Annotated in this window: 27 protein-coding genes; 9 read left to right on the top strand and 18 right to left on the bottom strand. The window is 31.6% G+C overall.

Annotated features, from left to right (window positions below; genetic code table 11):
* Positions 1 to 17 precede the first annotated feature (17 nt).
* Positions 18 to 1967 (top strand): TonB-dependent receptor plug domain-containing protein, encoded by a 1950-nt coding sequence (locus GWI58_RS04745; RefSeq protein WP_094959337.1) that lies wholly within the window; start codon positions 18 to 20, stop codon positions 1965 to 1967.
* A 107-nt stretch (positions 1968 to 2074) separates the two neighbouring features.
* Here GWI58_RS04745 and GWI58_RS04750 read toward each other — a convergent pair whose 3' ends face one another.
* From GWI58_RS04750 to GWI58_RS04830, 17 genes are all read right to left on the bottom strand, one after another.
* On the bottom strand, positions 2075 to 3127 hold the full coding sequence (locus GWI58_RS04750; protein WP_202608519.1) for an IpaD/SipD/SspD family type III secretion system needle tip protein: 1053 nt from the start codon (positions 3125 to 3127) through the stop codon (positions 2075 to 2077).
* 61 nt (positions 3128 to 3188) lie between these two features.
* Positions 3189 to 4019 (bottom strand): type III secretion protein, encoded by an 831-nt coding sequence (locus GWI58_RS04755; protein WP_094959338.1) that lies wholly within the window; start codon positions 4017 to 4019, stop codon positions 3189 to 3191.
* A 24-nt stretch (positions 4020 to 4043) separates the two neighbouring features.
* Positions 4044 to 6203: a type III secretion system translocon subunit SctE gene (sctE, locus tag GWI58_RS04760; RefSeq protein ID WP_161768951.1), complete on the bottom strand. Its 2160-nt coding sequence runs from the start codon at positions 6201 to 6203 to the stop codon at positions 4044 to 4046.
* Between the two features lie 4 nt (positions 6204 to 6207).
* Positions 6208 to 6726 (bottom strand): type III secretion system translocator chaperone SicA, encoded by a 519-nt coding sequence (sicA, locus tag GWI58_RS04765; RefSeq protein WP_004245829.1) that lies wholly within the window; start codon positions 6724 to 6726, stop codon positions 6208 to 6210.
* A 121-nt stretch (positions 6727 to 6847) separates the two neighbouring features.
* The gene (locus GWI58_RS04770; protein WP_110229530.1) at positions 6848 to 7909 is read right to left on the bottom strand and encodes an EscU/YscU/HrcU family type III secretion system export apparatus switch protein; all 1062 of its coding nucleotides are present in this window, start codon (positions 7907 to 7909) and stop codon (positions 6848 to 6850) included.
* Positions 7902 to 8675, bottom strand: coding sequence for a type III secretion system export apparatus subunit SctT (sctT, locus tag GWI58_RS04775; protein ID WP_049220661.1), 774 nt, complete (start codon positions 8673 to 8675; stop codon positions 7902 to 7904). The genes GWI58_RS04770 and sctT overlap by 8 nt, the downstream gene beginning before the upstream one ends.
* Positions 8676 to 8680: 5 nt before the next feature.
* On the bottom strand, positions 8681 to 8929 hold the full coding sequence (gene sctS, locus GWI58_RS04780) for a type III secretion system export apparatus subunit SctS (RefSeq protein WP_004249210.1): 249 nt from the start codon (positions 8927 to 8929) through the stop codon (positions 8681 to 8683).
* A gap of 5 nt (positions 8930 to 8934) precedes the next feature.
* Positions 8935 to 9594, bottom strand: a complete 660-nt coding sequence (locus tag GWI58_RS04785; protein ID WP_004249209.1) for an EscR/YscR/HrcR family type III secretion system export apparatus protein — start codon at positions 9592 to 9594, stop codon at positions 8935 to 8937.
* Positions 9595 to 9597: 3 nt separating this feature from the next.
* Entirely contained in the window at positions 9598 to 10527 is a 930-nt protein-coding gene (locus GWI58_RS04790; protein WP_094959341.1) for a FliM/FliN family flagellar motor switch protein, read from the bottom strand.
* A complete protein-coding gene (locus tag GWI58_RS04795) occupies positions 10524 to 11702 on the bottom strand; it encodes a type III secretion protein (protein WP_110229531.1) in 1179 nt (392 codons plus the stop codon). Before GWI58_RS04795 ends, GWI58_RS04790 begins: the two co-directional genes overlap by 4 nt.
* The gene (locus GWI58_RS04800; RefSeq protein WP_161768952.1) at positions 11683 to 12144 is read right to left on the bottom strand and encodes a type III secretion protein; all 462 of its coding nucleotides are present in this window, start codon (positions 12142 to 12144) and stop codon (positions 11683 to 11685) included. Before GWI58_RS04800 ends, GWI58_RS04795 begins: the two co-directional genes overlap by 20 nt.
* Positions 12128 to 13426, bottom strand: a complete 1299-nt coding sequence (gene sctN / locus GWI58_RS04805; RefSeq protein ID WP_036900336.1) for a type III secretion system ATPase SctN — start codon at positions 13424 to 13426, stop codon at positions 12128 to 12130. The genes GWI58_RS04800 and sctN overlap by 17 nt, the downstream gene beginning before the upstream one ends.
* Positions 13427 to 13429: 3 nt before the next feature.
* A complete protein-coding gene (locus tag GWI58_RS04810) occupies positions 13430 to 13843 on the bottom strand; it encodes a type III secretion protein (RefSeq protein WP_004245838.1) in 414 nt (137 codons plus the stop codon).
* An 8-nt stretch (positions 13844 to 13851) separates the two neighbouring features.
* Positions 13852 to 15951, bottom strand: coding sequence for an EscV/YscV/HrcV family type III secretion system export apparatus protein (locus GWI58_RS04815; RefSeq protein ID WP_161768953.1), 2100 nt, complete (start codon positions 15949 to 15951; stop codon positions 13852 to 13854).
* A gap of 26 nt (positions 15952 to 15977) precedes the next feature.
* Positions 15978 to 17054, bottom strand: coding sequence for a type III secretion system gatekeeper subunit SctW (gene sctW / locus GWI58_RS04820; RefSeq protein WP_094959345.1), 1077 nt, complete (start codon positions 17052 to 17054; stop codon positions 15978 to 15980).
* A gap of 4 nt (positions 17055 to 17058) precedes the next feature.
* Entirely contained in the window at positions 17059 to 18774 is a 1716-nt protein-coding gene (sctC, locus tag GWI58_RS04825; protein WP_161768954.1) for a type III secretion system outer membrane ring subunit SctC, read from the bottom strand.
* Positions 18758 to 19513: a helix-turn-helix domain-containing protein gene (locus GWI58_RS04830; protein ID WP_004245842.1), complete on the bottom strand. Its 756-nt coding sequence runs from the start codon at positions 19511 to 19513 to the stop codon at positions 18758 to 18760. Before GWI58_RS04830 ends, sctC begins: the two co-directional genes overlap by 17 nt.
* A 289-nt stretch (positions 19514 to 19802) precedes the next feature.
* On the opposite strand from GWI58_RS04830, the gene GWI58_RS04835 reads away from it, so the two are divergent.
* From GWI58_RS04835 to GWI58_RS04865, 7 genes are read left to right on the top strand one after another with little or no spacing between them, the layout of a single operon-like run.
* Complete coding sequence (locus GWI58_RS04835) at positions 19803 to 20876, top strand: hypothetical protein (RefSeq protein WP_161768955.1); 1074 nt, start codon at positions 19803 to 19805, stop codon at positions 20874 to 20876.
* A 49-nt stretch (positions 20877 to 20925) separates the two neighbouring features.
* Positions 20926 to 21180, top strand: a complete 255-nt coding sequence (sctF, locus tag GWI58_RS04840; protein ID WP_017827355.1) for a type III secretion system needle filament subunit SctF — start codon at positions 20926 to 20928, stop codon at positions 21178 to 21180.
* 23 nt (positions 21181 to 21203) lie between these two features.
* On the top strand, positions 21204 to 21482 hold the full coding sequence (gene sctI / locus GWI58_RS04845) for a type III secretion system inner rod subunit SctI (protein ID WP_094959348.1): 279 nt from the start codon (positions 21204 to 21206) through the stop codon (positions 21480 to 21482).
* Positions 21483 to 21484: 2 nt separating this feature from the next.
* Positions 21485 to 22237: a type III secretion system inner membrane ring lipoprotein SctJ gene (sctJ, locus tag GWI58_RS04850; protein WP_017628504.1), complete on the top strand. Its 753-nt coding sequence runs from the start codon at positions 21485 to 21487 to the stop codon at positions 22235 to 22237.
* Complete coding sequence (locus tag GWI58_RS04855; protein ID WP_110229534.1) at positions 22230 to 22802, top strand: type III secretion protein; 573 nt, start codon at positions 22230 to 22232, stop codon at positions 22800 to 22802. The genes sctJ and GWI58_RS04855 overlap by 8 nt, the downstream gene beginning before the upstream one ends.
* Complete coding sequence (locus GWI58_RS04860; RefSeq protein ID WP_094959350.1) at positions 22783 to 23475, top strand: type III secretion protein; 693 nt, start codon at positions 22783 to 22785, stop codon at positions 23473 to 23475. The genes GWI58_RS04855 and GWI58_RS04860 overlap by 20 nt, the downstream gene beginning before the upstream one ends.
* The gene (locus tag GWI58_RS04865) at positions 23465 to 23896 is read left to right on the top strand and encodes a hypothetical protein (RefSeq protein WP_161768956.1); all 432 of its coding nucleotides are present in this window, start codon (positions 23465 to 23467) and stop codon (positions 23894 to 23896) included. The genes GWI58_RS04860 and GWI58_RS04865 overlap by 11 nt, the downstream gene beginning before the upstream one ends.
* Here the strand turns inward: GWI58_RS04865 and soxR are convergent, their stop codons facing one another.
* Positions 23897 to 24346, bottom strand: coding sequence for a redox-sensitive transcriptional activator SoxR (gene soxR / locus GWI58_RS04870; protein ID WP_004245851.1), 450 nt, complete (start codon positions 24344 to 24346; stop codon positions 23897 to 23899).
* A 124-nt stretch (positions 24347 to 24470) separates the two neighbouring features.
* Between soxR and GWI58_RS04875 the strand changes: the two genes are divergently transcribed.
* Positions 24471 to 24893, top strand: a complete 423-nt coding sequence (locus GWI58_RS04875) for a DoxX family protein (protein WP_004245852.1) — start codon at positions 24471 to 24473, stop codon at positions 24891 to 24893.
* Positions 24894 to 24917 lie beyond the last annotated feature (24 nt).

A 24917-nucleotide genomic window follows, 5' to 3' on the forward strand; every position in this document is an offset into this window, starting at 1 on the left:
ATATTGAGATTAAAATAATGAAACTAACCCCCCTATACTGTTTGTCCCTTACTCTACTGCCTTGCAGCCTAATAGCACAGACAACTTACCAGCAATCAATGCCTGATGTATTAACCGTTTGGAGCAGTCCCATTGCGGCAAATCCCGATGTATTAACCCAACAACAAATGCTCGAACAAAATAAAGTCAATGCAGCACAAGCACTGGCAACATTACCTGGTATTGTGATGCAAAAATCAGGTAATCGTAACGAATATACCCTTAAAGTTCGTGGTTTTGATAGTCGCCAAGTTCCGGTGTTCTTTGACGGTATTCCAACCTATGTGCCTTATGATGGCAATCTCGACTTAGCGCGTTTTACCACTAACGATCTCGCCAGTATCGAAGTTAATAAAGGTTATACCTCATTACTGCAAGGCCCTAATCTGATGGGAGGTGCAATTAATATCACCACCGCAACACCTCGCAAACCATTAGAAGGTCATATTGCTTATTCGCAAGGTTTTGCTCGTGGTGCTGATTATGCTCATAACATGAGTGCTCGTTTAGGAGCACGCACTGAATATGGTTTTATCCAAATTAGTGGCAGTCAACTCCAGCAACGTTTTACCCCCATACCTAATGCAGATGAAAATAATAACGCAGTGGGGACACATGGACGTCGTAGTCATTCAGCAACAGATGATAAACGAGGAATGATCAAAGTGGGTTGGACACCACGCGCTTCTGACGAATATACCCTCACCTATGTAAAACAAGATGGTAATAAAAATAGTCCACCTAATAGTGATCCTAATGCTAAAGGTCGATATAAGTATTGGGCATGGCCAGATTATAATAAAGAGAGTTACTACTATAGTGGTGTGACACAACTTACGGATAGCATAAATCTACAAAGTCGTGCTTATCATGATAAGTTTGAAAATACTCTTTATATGTATCCTAAAAAAGGTAATAGGGTCGATTATAGCCATTATGATGATCACAGCACAGGCGCTGCATTACAATTCGGTATCGATACGAATGAAAGTGATCTACTCTCTTTTGCCGTACATTGGAAAGATGACGTTCACCGTGCCCAAAAAGAAAAAAACGGTGATTGGGTACGTTTTAAAGATAGAACTTGGTCATTAGCCACAGAATATCAATGGGTAGTGAGTAACGATCTTGATGTCGTTGGCGCCATAAGTTACGACTGGCGCAAAAGTATCGATACAGATAAAAAGGCTGATAACAACAAACAAAATGCCATTAACTGGGAAATCATGGCTAAATATTCATTAGCCAATGACGATAATATACGTTTTACAATCTCTGATCGCAGTCGCTTCCCTACCCAAAAAGAGCGCTATACCACCGAAAAACCCAAAGATGGATCAAGGGGGATTATTAACCCCAATTTAGATCCAGAACGCGCATTATCCTTTGATATGACCTACGAAGGTTATCTCAATGAGAAATGGGGCTACCAAACTAGCCTATATTACAATCGTGTAAGTGATGCCATTATGGCTCATACGCTTTATCGCCACGGTGAAGCGCTATTTCAAAACCAAAACAGTGGACGTGTTGATTATCTAGGCTTGGATATTGGTACTAAAGGGAAAATGACCGATTGGCTAGAACTTGGCCTAAATTATAGCTATATCCATAGTGATCCAAAGCAAGTTGACCATATTGAAGGTTTACCAAAACATAAAGCCTATATGTGGTTAACCTTTATTCCTGTTGAACAAGTGCGCTTTACTATTATGGAAGAAGCACAAAGTTGGACTTATAACCGTATAGATGAGAATAATAAACTGGCTGGCTATACAAAAACCGATCTACGGTTAGATTATGATGTTGGATATGGTATTTCAGTTAATGCTTCCATTAATAATCTTTTTGATAAATCTTATCAATATACACAAGGTTATATAGAAGATGGCCGTAATTATTGGTTAGGCGCTGAATATAAATTCTAATCAACTCACTCAATTATAAGTAAAAGCGCTATTAAAAAATAATAGCGCTTATTTTTCAATATTCATAAATCCATATTACATGCAAAAAATAATCTATTAATAAAATATCAGAAACGTAAAAATCCTTTTGCCATTTCTAATAAAGTGTTCATTGTACTACTGACAATCTTAACAAAATTATCATAATTACTATTTGCTGTACTGTATTTTTTGGAAAGTTCATCTAGATTAGTGTTAATTTTCTTATCTAATGCGTCGATGGTTTTTCTGAATAACTCAAATTCTGTTTGATTAATATCATCCGTTTTAGATACCTTCTTAGATAGATCATTTAGCAATGTTTCTAGATCAGTACAATCAATTCTACCTCGACAATCAATATCAACATCAGGCTCCCCCCCACGTCTTTGTATTGTTATACTTATTCCATTTATACCTTTTAATAGTTTTTCTAACGCATCTGCAGCATTATTTACCTGTTGTAGATCGCTATAATGAACTTCTTGTCCATCAATGGTACGTAAATATGTCCCATCATTTTGATGTTGAAAAAACAAACGAGATTGAAAAACAAAAGGATCATCGACAGTACCTGTTGGATTTTTATATTTATCTCTAATGTTAGATAAGTCATTAAAAAAAGATTTAAAATCAAAATGCACCGTACCTTCTTTACTTCCGGCTTTCTGATATTTATTTAAATTAGATATGGTTTGCCTTAGTTCATTGACAAAGTTCATGTAGTTAGAAAAGATATCCTTTAATACATCTAGATAATCCGCTTTGCCTGAAACAATAGATTGTTTAACATTATTAAAAAGATCACTTAATGAATCAGTCTCATAACTATCATCTTTTTCTCGAAGATCATTTAGATCATTAGAAAATTGATTTAAGAAATTATTTTTTTCATTAATAACCTTATTATAATCATCATCTAAAAAATAATATTTATCTGTATCAAGTAACTCCTCTATAAATTCATTTTTTTTATTATTATCATAATTCATATCTTGGTATTCCCGATTAGGCTCCCAAGATAAAAAATTCTCATCTTCTAACAAATTTTCGAAATAATTATCAGTATTTACTCTAGTATTTAAATGAGGTAAATCATTAATTTCCTCAGTAAAAACTAAAACATCTCTAGATATAGACATAATCTTAACCTTTTATATTAAATAAAAGTTTATAAAAACAAATATGATTTTATCTTTTAAATTAAGCCCTTACATTTGAAGAAATCGTAGAAGCTGCATCCTGCTGAGCATGAATTATCGCTTCGATTGCTTGTAATAATGCTCTTATAACTTCAGTCACTTCTCGCTGTATCTCATTGTTATTATTGATCACATTATTATTAATACTTCCTCTTGCATCTAATACTTTTTGTTCACCTTCAATGGTGCTACTTTCAGATTGCATAGTTTGCTCTGCAACCCTTGCTAATGGATCTGCGGTGGATGAAATAGTATTTCCCATCACTATGGTTGGATTGGAATGCCCAATAAGATCTTTCCCCATCCCTTTAATAGAAAAAGCGGCTCCCATACCATGTATAGCCATAGAAATTCCAGCACTAGTAATTGCAGAACCAATCATAATATTGGCTTTTTTATTAAGATTATCTTTTACTTTATCGGCTATATCCAATTCAATGTTCATTAGCATCACACCCATTTCTCTCGATGCTTCAAATTTTTTTATCATTGTTTCTAAATATTTAACAATGAGATCTATTAATTTCATCATATCGTCTGAAACAAAATTAAAAATCCCCGTTCTTTCTATTTTAACATGATCGTAAATATCATTATCATTATCTACTTCTAATGAATCTAATATCTGTTTAAGATCTGGTTTGGTTATATGTTCTGGTTCAGATAAAACAGGCTTTAGATTAATTCTGTCTATTCCTGTTAATTTACTTAAGCTAGGTTTTACCTCTTTATATAACTTATTTCTATCAATAATACCTTCACCTTCATCAGAATTATTGATTGTAGTTTGATAGTGATTAGATACATTATCACTATTAATCTTCATACTCATATTTATACCTCACTAATTTTTTATTTAAATAGATATATTTCTTATCATGTCTGATTTTAATTTATTACTTGCTGAAGATTTATCGCTGAGGTTTTTTAAAATATCTGTTATAGAATCAATATTCTCATGATAAGTTTCCATTATCTTATCCATTAATTTTTGAATAATATCTAAAACTGCAGTTAATTTTTTACTACCGGCAATAGACTGGATTATTTTTGACGCGATAACAGAACCATAAATATTAACAGTATTTGTTGCTGCTGAATTGGTTAACTTAGAAGCAACCACCGTTCTATTCAACATAATACTTGCTTTTTTAGAAATTTCTTTAGCTAACTGCTTATCCACTTTTTCCAGTGCTTCTTCAAGCGCTTTAATGATGATATCTTTGATCATTTTCCCCAATACCGCTTCAAGTCCATCATTAAGAACTTTTTTTAGTATTTGTCTAATTTGCTGATTCGATATTTTATTAACCGCATCTGAAATACCTTTCATGGCAGGCCCAATAACAAAACTCAATGCCGTAGCGGCAACAAATAAAACGACTGTGACAAGTATTTTAGTTGCCATTTTCAATTTGTCTTGTATTGAATTCTTCATCTCTTCGATGATTTTTTTATCTAGCCCTAATTCTTTGAGTCCATCCAAAGAACTATTAACTAAACTCACTAAAAAATCACTAACCTTATCGATAGCTTCCATAACCGCATCTGATATGGGTTGCATAATCTCATCCATAAAAGATTTATTATGAATAGATTGATACACCTCATCAGCAATAGTTAACCCAGTATCAGCAACAAATAAGGTTGTTGCGACTCCTACTAATACCATTGAAGAGCCAGCGGTAAAAATAGAAGAAACACCTGCAACAAGCGTTAATAATCCACCTAATATTTTTAAACCAATACCAGCCCAAAACTGAATTTCTTCTTGTTTTTTGATTAATGATTTTTGCTCTTCAACTTTATCTTTAAGTGATTTTTCAGTCACCTCTTGCATTTCATTAAAAAGTTTTTGTTCACTTTCCGAACGATGTAACATGACCTTTAACGTCAGCTCACGTGTCTTAGATAACAGAAATGTTAGTAATGACATACCGGATAAAGAGTTAGATGCTATTTCAAGCTCCAATGAACTTTGTGAAATAGTCAGTTCTTTAAATAGATCTCTTATTTCTGCTAATTGTTTTTTTATTGATTCATTTTCTTTTTTGTTGATCAATGCCTTTAATTCATCAACATGTGAAGTAATTTTATTGATTTTATCTTCACTTAAAGAAATATTTGGTAGGTAATTAAAAGAATCATCAAAAAAACTATCTAATTTTTTAGATAAATTATCTAGTTCATCTAATGAAAGCTTAGAAAAATCACTCGGAAAATTTAAGAAAGGGAAAACATCTTCAAGGGCTTTTTCCATATCCGCTTTAGAGTGAATATTTCCTAATAATAATTGTTGAATTAATGAATCAGGAATATTGCAATTATTTAAAAAACTTTTAACTTCAGACTCTTTTTTGAAATTCTTTTCTTTTATTTGGCTATAAACTTCCATCCAGTAATCAACAAAAGCACCTTTGGTTTTATCAAGCTCATTGAAGCCAGATTTAAAAAGTTCTTTTAAATCATCTATGCCATTAGATAGCTTTTGTAATTTATCTCTGTAATAATCAAATTTCTCTGGATCTTTAATTTTATTCAAAATATCTTCATGTATAACATGCTGGTAAGATAATTGTAAAAATAAAAAATCATAATCTTTGTTGGATTTTTTATTTTCTAAATGATCGGGGTCGGAAGAAGGTAATGATGGATTTTGTTGTGCAGATACGTCTAGATGATCATCTTTTTTTTTATTATTCTTCGGTTCTTCTTCTGCTAAGGAAGGCTTAGTATTGCCTTCATTATTTTCTGGTGAAAATGTCGTTATTTTATATTGTGGATCATCTTGAATATTAATTCTTTTCGCATTCCTCTCCTGTTCATGAGGTACTCTAAGAAGTGGTATATCAAACTTACTTTGATTCTCCTTCTGTTGTTGAGTAGTCACATAATTACTTATATTATTAATTGCATTTGCTTGCTTAGTAGTATTTTTAATAACATTTTTTACTTCTTCAGAAACAAAAGGCGAAGCTAATCTACTATGTTCATTACTTTGATTAATCTTATTCATACTATTATTCCTTTTCTTCCTTTTCTTCCTCTTTATTAAGGACAACAAGAGGAATATCTTTTAATAGCTCTAAATAGCTATTAGCCTTCTCTTTTATCGTTTGATCATTAATATTTTGAGCCACCTGATGAAAACAATATTTAGCTTTTTCTTTTTCACCAATTGATAAATTACATTGTCCAGCATAAAAAACAGGTCGATAATCATTTTTAGCATTTAGATAAGCTAAAGCATAAAGATCGATAGCTGCTTGATATTGCTTTTTTAATTGATTAACTGCAGCAAGTCCCATAATGTAATCAACATTATAAAAATCATAGAGACATAAAAACTTAAAAATCGCCTCAGCTTCATCTAACTTCCCTTTCTGATAAAAATCATACGCAAATGAATAGATCCCTTCCATAAATCCATCTGGAATTTCACTTTCATCTTTGATAGATGCGCCATTTTGTACAATAGAAACAATGTAGTTTGCGAGCTGATCTAATTCTTTTTCTGACATTTTTTCATATGCTGACATTATGATAATCCTTTCATCTATGATGAATAATTAATAATAATATTCTAACTTAATTATTAATTACCCACTTTAATAAAACACACGTCTATATTCATAACTATAAATATTTCGACTAAATTTATTAATTATTGATATAGTCCATTTCTTCTCGAGATAACCCTTCAATTTCTACTCTTTTTAGCCAAATAAGAACATCCATAACATCTAATAAATCTTGATCTATTATCACTTCAAATAAATGATATTTATGATGTAGCTTTCTTGCTAATTCAGGATAACGAATAACGGGCGTGCCAACTTTTTTGGCATAAGCCTTTACCGCTAATGCTTTAGCATTAGTACAACTCAATGAAACTATTGGCATTATGCCATTATCAGGATCGAAGTAGATACCTACCGCGACATGTGTGGGATTGACAATAACAGCTGATGAGTCGCGGATCACACGTTTCATTGGCTCATCGAGTAATTCTTGATGAAGTTGTCTACGTACCGATTTTATTTCTGGATTTCCTTCCATATTTTTATGTTCTTGCTTAACTTCATGTTTTTCCATCATCATATCTTTTATGAATAAAAAGAAATCAGCAATAATATTTAAAATAAGAATAGGTATCGATAAAATAAAAAATATAAATATAAAACTAACAACTAATGAGCACCATTTATCAATCACCCCCTCTAAATCAGCGCGATATAGTATAACGACTTCCCCCATATGTAAAATCATGAAAACATAACAAGTTATTAAAAATATAATAATAAATAATAGTGTTTTTAAAAAATCTTTTATTGTTCTTATGCTAAATATTTTTTTAAATCCAGAAATGGGGTTAATATGATTAAAATCAATTTTAATTGCTTCAGTGGCAAGTTTAAAATTGGAGCTAAATAAAGAAGGGATTGCGCCAGATAAAAAAGTCACAATAATGATCGGTAGTACAATATCAAAGAATAATTTTGATATAACTTCAACATAACTCTTTAAAGAAATACCTGTTGGATGCAGTAAAAGTGATTGATAAAATTGATTAAATTCATCCAGCTTCACTTGATTAAATAAATATATAACACCGATGAAATAGACTAAACCAGAAATCAGTTCCTTACTTTTAAACGATTGTCCTTTTTTTGCTGAATCATCAAGCTTTTTCTGTGTTGGCTTTTCTGTTTTCTCAGCCATGATAAATACTCATAAAAATAGAATAAAAGTATCTACTGTTAAAAAAATGATATAATTCATTCGTCATCGCTGAGGTAAAAAAGAGCAGTAATACTAAAAAAGCGATAATACCTTTGATACAAAGAGAGAGAGAAAATGCATTTAGTTGAGGACAAAATAATGAATAAACCCCTAATGCAACTTCACTTAAGAACATGATGATTAATACAGGAGAAACCAAAATAATCGCCACTTTAACCATATCATTTAGCCAATGACCGATAAAATCGTAACCGATATTTTTATTAACATACCCAATAGGAAAAACATCGTAACTCTCTTTTATGGTACTCATTAAAACAACGAGCCCACCTGTAGCTAAAAAATAGGCCATACAAAACAATCCCGTTAATGACGCAAATTCTGACGATTCAATACCTGTAGTAGGATTAATTGTATCTCCTATGCTTGCTCCTCTTTGATTATCAACGAATTCGCCAAACGCAGAAGCTATCCAAAATGGCGTGGCAAGTAGCAAGCCGATGACTAGACCTATAATTAACTCACTAATTAGAACAATAGCCCAAGTCTCTCTTAAAATCCCAGTTATCGTGATACTAGGTTTTATTCCTAATGCTATATAAAAAATAATAATATATTTTAATAATTGACTATTGAGAACTCGACTATTGAGGAATGGAATAAACATAAAAATAGGAAATAATCTAGCAATGAGCAAAAAAATATCGATTAAATAAGATTGTATATATTGCAACAGTACTAGCATGATAGTTACCCTGCTAACCCAATCGTCAACATCTCTTTAGCATAAATTAGTAACTTATCTCCCATCCATCCCATCATCATAAGTAAACAAACAAAAACCCCCACAAGCTTGACACCAAAAGGTAAAGTTTGCTCTTGTATCTGTGTGATCGTTTGCAATAGCCCAATAAGCAATCCAATAAAGGTCGCGATAGCAATAGGCGCAGCTGAAAGCAATATAATCAAATAAATAGCTTTATTAGCCGCATAAACCATATCCACTAGTTCACCGCCATCAAATCAAGATATTGATTAATGAGTCCTTTAGATAATAGTCCCCAACCATCCATGGCGATAAATAAAATAAGTTTTAAAGGTACAGATAATGTAATAGGGCTCATCATCATCATACCTAATGCTAATAAAATGCATGAGACAACTAAGTCAATAACAATAAAAGGCAAATAAAGATAGAAACCTATAATAAAAGCAGATTTTATCTCACTAAGTGCATATGCCGGTAATAATGATAAGAGTGAATTTTCTATGTTTTCTTTATCACCATCACTATTCGGTCTATTCTCTTGCGCTTGTTCAAAAAAAGCTAATAAATCAGGATCTGAGTAATGATAAAGGTATTTTTTATAATCGCCTAACGCCTCATTTGAAAATGACTCAATCGCATCTGGAGATGACATATCCACTTTATTTTCAATAATATAGTAACAAATGTTTTTAGTAATTGGTGTCATAACAAAAAGAGCCATCATTAAAGCGATAGCATTAAGTACCATATTAGAAGGAACTTGCTGTACACCTAATGCATTACGAGTCATAACTAAAACAATAGAAAACTTTAAATAACAAGTTCCTGCAGCAATAATAAAAGGAGCCAATGTGGCAAGAGCTAGGATCAAGATTAATTGTGTTGAGCTTTCCATATGTTATTCGCATTTTATAGATAATTTATTAATTTCTACCGCTAACATATCTTTAATTTTGATTAATTCTCCTTGGGCAATAGCTTTACCATTTGCTAAAATATTAATATGACGAATGGCATTATCAGGTAAAATAAATTTCTTCCCTGGTGTTAATTCTTCAAGTTGATCAATTGATAATGTTTTATTGGCTAAAAGAAAAGATATTGTAATCGGAATAGCGCCAATTGAATTTAAATCAAGTGATTGAGCTAAATCAATGCTATCTTCTATTATGGCATCGTTTTGCTCATCCTCTTCATTTTCTTCACTATTTTCAACAATAGCATCTAATGTCACACAATTACCCTCATCCCATGAAAAATAAAAATATTTTCTATCACCAACATTAAAAGAAAAATGAATATCATCTATTATTAAAATATCCCCTGGTAATATTGTTTTTAATAATGAAAGTGATATTTTACTGTAACCTAAAATAAAACTTGTTATAAAACCTATTTTATTTTTTGGAAATACTGTCAGTTCATATTTCCATTTAATATCGCAAATAAAAACATGACCTAATGTCGTATCTACACGAGGATAGTAAGCTCCTTTTTCAGCGCCTAAACAGATATTATCAACACATAATGACATTGGTTCTTTAGAAAAAGGAAATAATAATGTTGATAAAGATTGTGAAAAAAGAGCAATCAAATAGTTTTCAGGTACTAATTCCCAATCAATTTTTTTTTCAGGATATAAGTTATCCATGACTTGACTAACTGAAATTAATGCCGTTAAGGTTCCTAATTTATTCTCACATCTCAATACAAAATATAGCTGTTTTTCTGTTATTTTTTTTGTACCAAAGATAGAAGATAATATTACCATGTCATTAATTTTATTTGTTTCTTTATGGTTATTATCTACCTCTACGTTAATACTCATTCATTTTCATCCTCTCTTTCATAAATAGCATTAATAGAGTTGATATACCACGATTTATTTTTATGGCTATTAGTTAGATCTATGGATAATCCCCCATTATATTGCTTTAAATTCTCTAATGCTGTTTGATAAACGCGTCCAGAGGAAGCAATTAATTGAACCTGTTTATCAATAAAATGAATTTTAGCCTGATGATAATGACTCTTCCATTTTGTAAATGTATAAGTAATGCTGGGTGGTAGAGTCAACATAGATATTTTTTTATCTATTACTTGCCAAGCAGGTAGCTGTGAAACCATTTTGGCTACTTTTGGTAATGCAATTACCGTTTTTATTGGTGTAACTTGCGAAGGAAAAGGAACAACTTTATTAGTTTCATTGAGATTTTCTTGATAAATTTCCGACTCTTCTTTTATATCAACTTTTGATATGTTATTTAGCGGCATTGCCATACTAGACTCAATATTCTTGTATCCACTATTATTATCTCTCTGATTAACTGAAGCCTGCTCTTCCTGCTTAGTTGTACTGCTAACTAAATCAACATTATCATTATTAACGGATTCTTTTTTAATTATTTTTTCTGCTAACTTAATATACCGTTGTTGATTTATTTTTTTATCTACGAAAATAGGAAATGCTGAACTCTTTTTTGCCGATAAGAATTCATTAACCATCGTTTTAACATTGTTTTTTCTTATTATTCCTTTAATGACAGTTTTTTCTTCTGTTCCTACATGGGGTTGTAGTTTGTATTTATCTATCTTAGATGTTTTCTTATTTATTCGCTGATCAGTGAGCTGTGCTTTTTTTTCTTTTCTTCCTATATATAGAGAGTTAAATCCTTTTTTTATATTTATATCTAAAGATATTTTTTTAGTTTTAGAACCAGCAGATGATAATAAATATCGATGACTTAATAGCAAACCTTCATAATTTTCTGGCGTTTTATCTTCCTGAAGCTCTTGCTCATCTTTATAACTGGCAATATTGTCTTTTAAACTCGCTATTTTTTTAAGTATATCAAATTGTTCTGCTAATTTTTTTATACTTTCAGGTGTAAGCTGACATTTATTCAAATACCTATTTACGCTATAAGACTCAGTTGGAATATCACTTTCTTTTGTTTCACTAGATAGCGTCATCTTATTTGAGTTAGATATTCCCTGAACCATATAATGCTATCTCCTGTATTTCATTCTGCTCTAACCTTTCAATATATAACTCTTTCTCTAATGCTTTTCTTTCAAAATAAAGTGTCATTTTATTTTGTTTTTTGACGGCCTTTTGTCGTTGTTTTTTTAGCGCCTCACTCTCTTTTTCTAAATCATTCAGTTTATCCTTTATTTCTTCAACTTGAGCGACATAAAAATTTATTGAATGTAAAACAATAGCTTGCTTCCTTCTTTGTTGATGAAACGAATGAATTGAATAAATACCGGCTTTTTCATAAGCGGGTACTTCACTCTTTAAAGCACTAATTAATTGCTCTTGCTCTTTTTTCTTCTGTTCAGCTTCTGTAATAAATTTTTTATATTTTAATTGTTCTTTTTCTATTTTTTTTTGCCGTTGGGCAATGGCACTAATCAATGCTTGATGCTTAGGCGGTAATCTCATACATTTGTTCTAATGTTTGTTGAAAATCGGCTTTTTCTTTAAAGGATTGAGTAAGAAAGCTCTCTATCTTGGCTTGTTTTCTTACCGCGATATCATTTAATTCGTTATCTCCTTCATGATATTCTCCTAACTCTTGCAATAACTTAACATCTTGTAATCGCATCAATATTTGTCTTATTTTTAAAGCAGATTTTTGTTGTTTACTATCAGTGACTTGTTGAAAAACCCGACTCACACTACCTAATACATCAATAGCAGGATAGTGCCCTGATGCTGCTATTTTTCGAGATAAATAAATATGTCCATCTAAAATAGAACGAATTTCTTCACCGATCGCATCAGGCTCATCATCACTCTCTAATAAAACAGTATAAAATGCCGTAATAGAGCCTGTTTTTGTCACCCCTGGACGCTCTAAAATAGCGGGAAGTTTATCAAATACAGATGCTGGATATCCTTTACGTACGGGCAACTCACCCGCTGTTAATGCGATATCCCTTAACGCTCGACAATAACGAGTCATAGAATCAATAAATAAAACGGCATTTTTTCCTTGTTGACGAAAATATTCGGCAACTGTTGTTGCTACTAAAGCCGCATTACACCTTTCTACCGCTGATTGTTCTGAAGTTGAGCAAATTAAAACCGTATTTTCACATCGCTTATGTTGCTTTAATTCTTCAATAAACTCTGTAACTTCTCTTCCTCGTTCACCAATCAAGCCAATAACAAAAACATCGGCCTGTGCAAAACGGATAATCATATTCATTAACATCGTTTTACCTGTTCCTGCACTAGCAAAAATCCCCATTCGTTGCCCCAATCCACAACTTAATAATCCATCAATAGCACGTATACCTGACTTAAATAGTGTTGTAATAGGCAGCCTATCACTAAACAAAGGTGGCCGACCTTCGATAGGACATAAGGTATTAAAGGTCTTCTCTGCTATTTCTGTATTAAATCGTAATAAGCAATTCCCTTTACTATCAATCATACTACCTAATATATGTGGGCCTAGGGCAACTGAGAATGTTTTTCCTGTTGGCTCAACTATAATTTGTAAAGAGTAACCTTGAGCGCTTCCCATCATACTTAATATTGCTATGTTATTATGAAACCCAATAACAATAGCTTCACCGAGAATATTTTCACTGAAAATATTCTCTTTTAGTTGGCAGACCTCCCCAATAAAAACATCACGTAACATCACTTCTAAAATATTTCCTTGTATTCGTAAAGGATGCGCGGCGTTATGAAACATTAGAAATCGGGCGTTCATTATTTAGCCAATAAACCGTTGGTGTATACTATTCATAATTTGAAAATAGTCATCAATGGCTCTTGCCATGCTTTCTCCATTTTGCAATGCAATTGGCATAAATGATGCTCTTAATTCTAAAGAGTCCTCAATTCTCACCAAGGCAGGTTGTCCAGGGTAAAAACTTTCTGTTTGATTATTGATGCTATCTAATAATAATTCGGCACTAATTTGTGTAAGTAATTTTTCATCATAATCACAAAGCACCGACCAAATCATAGGAACCTCGTCAACAACCAATAAATTAATATCTGGCATATCACCTAAACTAATGGTAATGGTTGAATGGTTATCGATTGATTTCCCCCCTGAGAATAAATCATTCCGACCAATAACATTCATTGCATCCATAAGTAAGCTAGCAAGATCAAAAGACATAATCACTCCTAAATAGATTGTAATACATTAATTTCAATATCAGATGTTATCTCATCATAAGATAATACCGGTATTTGAGGATATTGAGTTTCTATTAGTTTTTTTACAAAACGCCTTATATCTATTGATGTTAAAAATATATAATCCTGAATATATTTAATATCATCAATAACCATAGATATTTTTTCTATTATCATATCTAATTCAGCTGGTTCTAAATTCAATAATGTGCCAGAAGAACTTTGTCTTATTCCACTGCGAATTATCTCTTCCATATCGTTAGATAAGATAATTGCATTAAACTTCCCATCGGTTGAAAAAAAATAACTAATATAACGAGCAAGAAGCGTTCTAATGTGTTCTGTAAGTAGCACGGGATCTTTTTCTTTGCTCCCCCATTGAACTAAGCCCCCTATAATAGTCTTTATGTTTCTAATAGGAATTTTTTCTTGTACTAATCGTTGCAAAACATCATTTATCCTCTGAATAGAAACTTGTCTATAACATTCTTTTAAAAGCTCAGGGGCACTCTTTTCTAATTTATCAAGGATATCTTTTGTTTCTTGAATACCAAGAAACTCTGTAATATTTAATGTGATCAGATCAGAGAATTTCCTATAAAAGTAACTTTCTGAACGTTCCGCTTTGTAACCTAATGGCGCTAACTTAGATTCATCATCACGCTCAATCCAATAATGGGTTTTATTATCATCTTCAATACTTATTAAGTTAAAGCCTAAAGAGAACAATTCATCATTAGGATTTTCTATATGAAAAAGAGGAAAAGGACAATTAAGTTCTTTTGCTTTAACTTCATTAATTAAAATAATAATTTTATCGTCATCTATTTTATCTGAATAGTGGATCACAATATCTGGTAATAATATACCATATTGTAAAATAAATTCTTTTTGTAACCATTTTTCAAAAACTATTTTTGTTAAATATGGTTTTTTCTTAGTAGAAAGAGTGATGATTAATGGCAAAGTTTCAGCTTGTGATAAGGTAATATTTTCTGTTAATAAACTATTATCTATTTCTTGATCATGTTTACCAGAAAATAAATTTGACATAAGTCCTTTTTTACTGTCGGCATTAGTAGCATTAAGATTATCTTTTTCATCTTCTTTTTTATATTCTTTTTTACTATTCTTCCATTTTATTTTAAAAAAGTAGACGCCAAGCATTGCAGATAAAATAAGAAAAACAGGTGTGGGAAATCCAGGTAAAAAACCAATACCAAAAGCCAAAATAGCCGTAACAAGCAAGGCAAAATCTTGTGCCAATAGCTCATTCATAATGCTATAACCCAAATTATTATTTTCACCACCGACACGTGTTACAATAAATCCGGCACTAATAGAGATCAGTAAAGCAGGAATTTGTGCAACTAATCCATCCCCTATCGTTAAAAGTGTATATGTATGTAATGCCTCTGTAATAGATAACCCCATTTGAGCCATACCTACCGATATGCCACCAATTAAGTTCACGAAGATAATGACAATGCCAGCTATCGCATCCCCTTTTATAAATTTCATGGCACCATCAAATGAACCATATAATTGACTCTCTTGTCCTAACTCTTTTCTTCTGATCTGAACTTCTTCATTCGTAATGATCCCTGATTTTAAATCAGCATCAATACTCATTTGCTTTCCAGGCATACCATCCAAAGAGAAACGAGCAGCGACCTCCGCTACTCGTTCAGATCCTTTAGTAATCACTAGAAATTGCACTATGGTCACAATGGAAAAGACAACAAAACCTACAACAAGATTTTCACCAATGACAAACTCACCAAATGAGGTAATAATCTCTCCTGCATCGGCATCTAATAATATAAGACGGCTAGTGCTTATTGACAAAGCAAGCCGGAAAAGAGTTGTTATAAGCAATAATGCAGGAAATGTCATAAAGTTCAGTATACGTTTAATATAAAATGAACTCATGAAGATAAGAAGTGCAATAGTAATATTTAAACCTATAAGAAAGTCGACCAAATAAGTTGGCAAAGGTATAATTAACATCATTATAACCAGTATCATCACTGATAGTACGATAAGTTCTGGTTTGTTTTTTATTGCTAATAGAAACTTATAAATCATAAACTTTGCCAATAATTAATTGTTTTTTATTTTCTTAATTGATATTGCTCTTGCTTAATATAATTATCTATAATTTTTTGTATCATTATTTGGCATTCATTTCTAAAATCATCAGATAAGTATAATAATTCAGGATATTTATTGAACATTGTCTTTAACTGTTGTAGCAACCTCATTTTTATTTTAATAAAATAACCTTTCCATTGATTATCCATAAGTGATATTAAATATTTTTCCATTTGTTCTGGAGATATCATTCCATTAATAGTTAGTTGATAAAAATCATCTTCTTTTATAAAACTCTTTAAATCTTCTTTAACTAAATTTTCTATATTCATTTCTATAAAGCTATATAATAATCGTAATTTATTTACCTTTTCCAAAAGATAACCAAACTCTGAGCTTTGGGAGCAACTTGGCATTAACGATTTCATATCACAAATCAAGCTCTGTGTTAGAAAATTCAAAATAATTGAACATTTTTTTATATCATATTTTTCTATCCACATTTTGAAAAAATAAATAGGCTCAATATCCAGAATAATGTAACTACGGTAAAGGTCTCTTAATACTGATGCATCTAAACAAAGTAATTTAGCAAAGGCTTTAGCTTGAAGGGCAATATTAATGCCCGCCTTAATTTGCTTACCCTCCTCACCTGCAAGTAACCTATTGATCTCATTTTCAATACCTGCATCTAATTGTGCACCTAATTTTTTTTTCCTAAGTAATTCTCGTAAAACCATAACGAGATCACTAGGATCAGGGAACATTTTACGTAAATATTGCAATAATTCCTGTAAACTTCTCCCCGATTTTCTAAATTGAAGCATCACCTTATCAAGTTTCTCATCAGCACCATCTTCTGCAATATATAAAGCTTCTTGCCCTTTATTGGCTTTTTTATCTAATAATTTACCTAATCGCTGAGAAAAAAGAGTTGCCACCATAGACATATCATCAGATATTTCTATTAATTGATTTTGATAATTTTCACTTTCGTTTATTTGTGGTTGCTTATATTCTATTTCTTGCTGACTTTCTTTACTAACACTATTGCTGGCAGCATTTGTCGAAGTAGAAGTATTAATTGGCCCGATCATAATATCACCTCATAAATGCCTGAATTTGTTTTAGCGCTTGAGATGTTTTTTTATCCATCGGTAAAAATGGGTGTTCAGTTAAAGAGTCCAATCCGTGCGTATCAGTTTTATCTAATAAACGCGGTTGTAACATAAAAATACGCACCATTTTTTTATTATTATCTGACTGATAGCTAAATGCTCGGCCAACTAAAGGTATAGCACTTAAAAAAGGAATTTTGTTTTCTGCTTTTATGTTATCTTCTCGTGTATATCCACCAATTAATAAACTACCGCCTTCAGAAACTCGCGCCACGGTGCTGATATTTGTGCGATTAATAACAGGTAATTTTTCAATCCCTTCTTCTCTATCTTCATCATCACTTTTTTTCTCGGCGCCATCTTCAAGATTGATAATCATCTCAATCTCTTGATTACTATTACTAATACGAGGCAACACACTGATCATAGTGCCGAATGTTGTAGATTCTAATGAAGCAACTCGCTCACCTTTAATTTGTGTATAAAAGGTGGTGTTATTATCAAATATGGCGGGAGTATTTTCTTGAGTTAACAAAATAGGACGAGAAACCATTTTAGCTTCCCCTTCCTCACTGAGTGCTTTGATTTTACTTAAAAAACTAAAACCAGATACAGCACTTAAGCTAGCGGTATTAAAGAAAAATGTATTTTTACCCGAGCCATAACTCCCCTGCCAATTCACCCCCAAACTATCGGCTTTACTTTTAGAAATATCAATTATCCATAATGACAACTCAACTTGTCTTTTCGGTTTATCTAATTGTGAAATAAGTGAGCTAACTAAAGCTAAACCTTCTCGACTCGTTTTAACCAACAGGCTATTTGATCCTGGTAAAGGAACGAGCTCAACATTATATTTGCCCATTTGAGTGATAATCGGTGAATGAGTATCTTGTATATCGTTGGTAATTTTATCATCCTGATATTTATCATTATCTTCGATAATCTCACGTGCTCTTCTGACTGTTTTTTCTTTCTCTCCCGATGGCATAAATAGCTGTTGCAAAACCGTTGTTATACCTGGTAAAACCACTTTTTCATCACGTAATATATAGGTTCTATCTTGTACAAAAGTGTTTTTTAATGGAAATATCTGCACAAACTCATCGCCATAACGAGAGCTTCCGGTTGGAACTTGATTATTGATATTTTCATTAATTTGTTCTTGTACATCATTATCCAAAAGCTCAGCAGCAGCCTTAACTAGGCTAATATAAATAGGAGGACCTGAGAGATAAAAAGTACGCTGATCGTGACCTGCACGTAATGGGTAGCGGAGATCATATAATCCAACATCTTGTAGATACTCTTTCAGTTTACTCAAGCTGATATTTTTCACTTGAAATAGCTGTTGCTGTATCTCATTATCGCGATAAATATAAATAGATTCTCCGTCATTAAAATAAAGTAATGACAAACGTTTTACCATTAATTCAAAGGCGTCTTCAGGTGAAGAAATATCAAATTTCCCACTGATCCGCTCTTTTTTTACTGCGCTGCTTAGAATAAAAGGTTTATTTAATTTATCTGATAGCACTAGGAAAAACTGTTCAATATGTGTATTTACCGCAACAAAAACATCAGGTTTTTTAACCTGATGTGTATAAATAACCTTTCCTTCTGCCGCTTGAGTTGGCAAAAAGAAGCTATAAAAAATGATAATTCCAATGATACAGTAAATTTTATTTTTTATGTTCATAAAGATATTGGCCAATTCGCCGAAATTCAGTTGGTGTAATACCAAATAATGTCTTAATTTCATTAGAAAAATGAGATGCTGAACTAAAACCATTATCGACTGCAATCTGAGTCAATGATTCATCTGTTGATAGCGTTGTCAAAATAGAAGATGCCGCACGCCATGAACGTAATTGACTTTTGCCACAATTACCTAAATAACGTTTACACAGCCGTCTAAAATGTGTCCCTGATACACCATATCGTTCACCTATTTGTGCAATATTGCTTTTTTTCTCATCCAAATAACTAATCAGATGTAATATAAGCCAGTAACTTTCACTGTGTCTTATTGTCACAAAAAGAGGTTCTAATTGGCTTTCATCTTTCAGTGCCTCATTAATAATCAGATGTTCTAATGTTCCACTCCCCTCTTTTATATAAAAAATTTGTTGATTAATATCAAAATTAGTGCCAACTGCTGTCATTTTTGAAAAATCTCTAGCATAATCAATAAATGCCAATAATCTGGCACAAATAAAAAATGATCTCTTTTCAATACGCCATGACTGATTTTCTGATTGAAAAATAACATTTTCATTTTTTGAATTATAAATAAAAGCCTTTCCCTTTATGATTTTAGTCGTTTTATCATCGTATATTCTTATTGGATATTCATCATTTAAAGGAATACACATGAATAATAAATTCCCTGATAAAATATTTTTATCGCCACTTATTTTTATATCATTTATTAACATGGTAAATACCTCAACCTATACTTATAATCTATTAAAGGTTTAAAAAAACAAACTATTTTTCAAAATGTTATTATAGCCATCATTTATAGAACACTATAATAATATAGCCTAGAATTAACTTTAAAAATAAATAACAATTCTCATTGGTTATTATTAAAAAAACAACAGTAATATATCAACATTTATTTTCAAATAAAACACCTATGTTTTTTTAAAGAATTTCATTATTTATATAACTAAAATATATTTATAACATGAATTAATTAACATTTATTATTGGGTTAACTCTATGCTGTATTATATTTATGTTCTCAGTGGTCCTTTAAAAGGGATAATAACGCCTTTACTACCTAATCAATACTCATTAATTCTACATAGTAAAGAACATATTGAAAATAAAATAGAAAATGAGAAATTAACACTTTACATTCCTTGCAACAAGAAAGAACATGAAAAGATAATTACGATTATGCTTGATGAGCATAATACAAAAAATAATAAATATAAAATAGAAGATGGTTTAATTTCTAAAGAAATTAGCAAAGAACTACCATTAGAACTCGATAAGCCTATATATATCAACAATTTTCCTATTTTCTTAATTAGTCAGAAAGATGATTTGTCTATAACATCTTTTGATTTAAATTCAAAAAAATGGACAATTAATAGAAAAATCATTGTATCATTTATATTGGTTATTGTATTTTTCATAGTATCATTTACTTTTATGAATTTCTCACAACCATTAGAAAATAAACCAAAGGAATTAGCGTTTAAAAGTTTATATTCAAATGAATTTAAAGGAGAAAATGGTTATTTATGTATTTACACTGAACCTTACTCTTCTAAAAATTTAATAAAAGATAGTGATTCAAAAACAAAAATTTCATTTTTGAACAAAGAAAAGATTATCAAATTAGCAACTAATAATAAAATTCACGTTACTTTAAAAGACAACACTAAACCTATAGTGAGTTTTTTTTATTATAATAAAAATGAAAAGTTAAAAATCATTCAAGCTATCAATGACAATTTCCCCAAAAATTGTCAGCCAATCATAAAAGAGTTATCAATTGCTAAAATTGTTGAAGAGATAAACAAGCTAAATTTCACTAAAACAATAGGATATACTATTGAAGAAAAAAATAACGGCTTAATTTTTATCTTTGATGATGAACTAAGTGTAAATGACAAAGAAAAATTTAATGCTTATATAAAAAAACAGGCAGCTATTTTTGGAAGAAAATTTATTTTTTATCGTGAAAATAAAGTTAATATCAACTTGAAAAATAAAGCAATGCTACAAGAAGATGATGGATATATTTTTCTTGATAATCAGCATCGTTATTTTCCTCAAGGATAATCAAGCTATGATGAGTAACATAATAAATTTAAGTACAAAGGAGTAATTTATGGCTGCGAGTCTTGTTGAAACAGATGTAAGTTCAATTAACAAAGTTGACCAATATTTTCATAAACCTGTAAGAACCCAAAGTAATAATTTATCAAAAGCTTTAGAAGCATTAAAGGCTGATACATCTAATGCTGCTGCATTAGCCGAATATCAAGCCAAACTTGCTGAATATAATATTACACGTAATGCCCAATCTACATCAATCAAAGTCGTTAAAGATTTAGCAATGAGCATTATTGGTAATATGCGTTAACATAAGTTTTACGGAGATTATGTATGGCTATTGCACCTATTATTCCGGTTAATTTAACCAAAGAACTACAAGATACAAGTGATGATAGTTTATCGACTATCATGGTAAATGGCATTATTAGCAGTATGCAATATGAAAAAAAGATACAAGAAAAGTTAACAACATTAAGCCAATTAGGTGATGCCCAAAGTTATACAAATTTACAAATAGAACTTAGCGATTATTCTATTACGATGAGCTTAGCGAGTACGTTAGCAAGAAAATCTCTCAATGTTGTGGAAACACTACTTAAGGCTCAATAGTAATGAATAGACGGTATTTGTTATTACTATTTTTATGTTGCTTACTTCCTTTATTAAACGGTTGTAAGGATCAATCACTGCTCACTAATTTAAGTCAAAGGCAAGCAACTGAAATTCAAGCGGTGTTACAGAAACACCAAATAACAAGTACTCGTACTGCGTTAGGAAAAGGATTATTTGAGATCTCTGTTAAAAAGGAAAATATAGGGATTGCTATTCAAATATTAGAAGAATATCAATTACCAACAATTTCTCGTATTGAAATTACACAATTATTTCCATCAGATGCATTAGTTTCATCGCCTCAAGCTGAAAAAGCACGTTTAATTTCAGCCATTGAGCAACGGTTAGAACAATCATTATTAACCATTGATCATCTTATCGATGCGAGAGTACATGTCAGTTATCCACTATCATCAAATGATCGTATAACGCCAACACCTCATGCTTCTGCTTTAGTTTTCTATGAAGATGGCATGATAGATAGTGATCAGCTAAGTGACGATGTTCGCGCTTTTATCCATAATGCTTTTAATGATATGGATGAGAGTAATATTACTGTTTTATTATATCCACGGAATATCAATAAATTTACGATATTAAATAATCAACTTCACCAAGATAATACGACATCATTGAGTAACTCTTGGTTACTCATAGGGTTATCAGTAATTAGTTTAATTATAATAATTGTGGTCATATTGATTATTTATCGCCGTAAACAAGTCAATAAAATGGTAAGCGAGAATGAGTAATCTGACTGCTGAACAATTTAAATTGATCTCTAATGTAATGTATGAACCGTTAAGTTATATCCATTCAGACTACGATGTATTAGTATCGCCAGAAGAAAATACCCTATGGCAAAAAATAGCTAATCGTCATTTAATTGGGCAATATCAACTTATACTACATATTGATTGTAAGATTGATACTACCGTAGAAAAAATATTTACTCATTGGCACACTCTTCCTCGTTGTGCTTTATTTTTAGGTTATTTTTATTCTCGTCATACGCTATTAGCACAAAATTATTATCATTTAGAACCTGCATTAAAAGCCTTTTTAGCTCTCTATCCTATGTTAAATAGGACTGTCGATAGCAAAATATTAGTGTCACTAAAAGATATTGCCCCCATAGATATTGGCTATCAATTACTATTTAATTTTATTAAGCTAATATCGAACGCACTAGCTCAACGTTTTAAATTACTTTTTTCACCAAAATCTTTATCAATTAATATTGAATTTCCTAAATCACTTGTTTTACCTCCTACACTTTTTTTACTGGTATTAGATTATGCTACGTTTGTTACCTGATAACCTTTTAAAATATACCTGTGAAGGTGTATTAATACGAGCTCACTATATACGACAGCTCGATAATATTCATAAAACAACATTAGCGACCAAGCAGGCAGCAAAAAAAATGCTGCATCACTTTAATCATAAACTAGATAAACTTCGTAATAAGGTAGCTAACGAAGCTTATGCTAAAGGATTACAGGTTTTATTAGCTGATATCATAAAATTCTCAATTGAATATCAAGAAAAATTTGTACAATATGAATTTCAGCAACGAGAACAACTCGTCGCAACGATCGGGGAATTCTTAGATTCACCTGAAATACAAGTTAAACTCACTCAATATCTGATGTCATCTGTTCCTCTTGAGCAAAAAGTGACACTCGATATTCCCACAACACTACAGCGCTATTTTGAGAGTGAACTCGACAATAGCAATATTAAGTTAAACTGCCATAGCAACAAGACCATTGCTATTCATATCGGTGATCAAATTACTTTTTTTGATCCTGCCATATTTCTCAACGATCTAAGAACACAATTTCATCGGCCTTTTTCTGAAACTTATCAACCGATTTTTGAGCAAAACATCAAACAACTGCTATTAAATTTTATCAATACATTTGAACCTTCAGACGATCTCTCTTCAAAAAAAACCATTTTAAACGAGGGTAACAATGAAAATTGATCCTTTCCGCGCACAGCAGGTATATAACTCTCCCTCGGCTTTATCTAATGTAAATAATATGCCGAGAAAAGGCTCAGATCCTCTTATCGAAAATTTGAAACTGACTTTCTATCAAGATTTAAGCAAGGCAGATCTTAGCCATGCTAATGATATTCTTACTTTATTAGACCAATTTGATGTCAAAGATGGAGGTAATCAAACGTTAAAAGAGAAGCGACAAATAGCCTTATTAGTTTATGCACACCAACAAAGTGAATTAGAGCATCATGAAAATAAAAACTTAATTAATCAAGCACTAATTTCACGGCTCTCTTATCAAGGTTTTTACCATCAAGTCACCCAAGAATTATTAGGTATGATCGATAACAATAATGAATTCGAAGGTTTTTTTAAGCCTGATAGGGTGACATTTTCATTGTGATCATAACATTTGAGCACCAGGCCCTTTTTCCCCTAAAATATCATCAGGGTTACGTAATGGGCAATCATTTAATGATAGGCATCCACAGCCAATACAGTGATCAAGTCCATTACGTAATCGCTTAAGACGCCGAATACGCTCATCGAGCCGTATTTTCCAATCCGTTGATATTTCATGCCATTGTTCTGCAGTTAATTTACTATTTGGTGGATATTTCCCTAATATTTCCTGAATTTCTTTTAATGGAATACCTGTACTCTGCGCTGCTTTAATAATTGCCACATAACGGAGTACCACTGACGGGTAACGGCGCTGATTTCCAGGGCTCCGAGAACTTTTTATCAATCCTTTTTCTTCATAAAAATGCAGTGTAGAGATGGGTACACCACTGCGTTTTGCCACTTCGCCAACCGTGAGCGCTCGATTAAAATCTATTTTCTCTTTACTCATTTGCTACCTTTTTTATTTTTCACTTGACCTCAAGTCAACTTGAGGTTTTATAGTCCTGTCCCAATACAAAGTCAAGTCAGCCAATTGTCTGATTTTTATTTTTAAGTTTATTGAGGACTGATACATGCCTAACTCAATTGCACGTATTCTTGAAAGCCAAACATTATGGATTGTCGCAAGAGTGCTAATTCTATTGTTATTTTTATCATCGGGCTTTGCCAAGGTATTTGATTATGAGAATAGTTTGGCAGAGATGCGTGCCGCAGGGTTAAACCCTGATTGGTTTTTTAATCTTGCCAGCGCCATTGTTTTATTCGCTGGATCGATTTTAGTCCTTTTTGATCGTTACCTATGGTTAGGTGCTGGCGCATTAGCCACTTTCTTATTTTTAACCATTGTGATTGTACATACGTTTTGGAATATGACCGGCGATAAAGCGATGTTATCCATGTATTTTGCGATAGAGCATACCTCTGTGATTGGAGGACTAATGGCAACCGCAATGGCTAGCCACTTCAGAGCATTATGGAAAAAATTTAACTCATAACACCCTAAAAATAGATAAAAACTT

This window comes from Proteus sp. G2674 (assembly GCF_009915195.1).
Classification (GTDB): Bacteria; Pseudomonadota; Gammaproteobacteria; order Enterobacterales; family Enterobacteriaceae; genus Proteus; species Proteus mirabilis.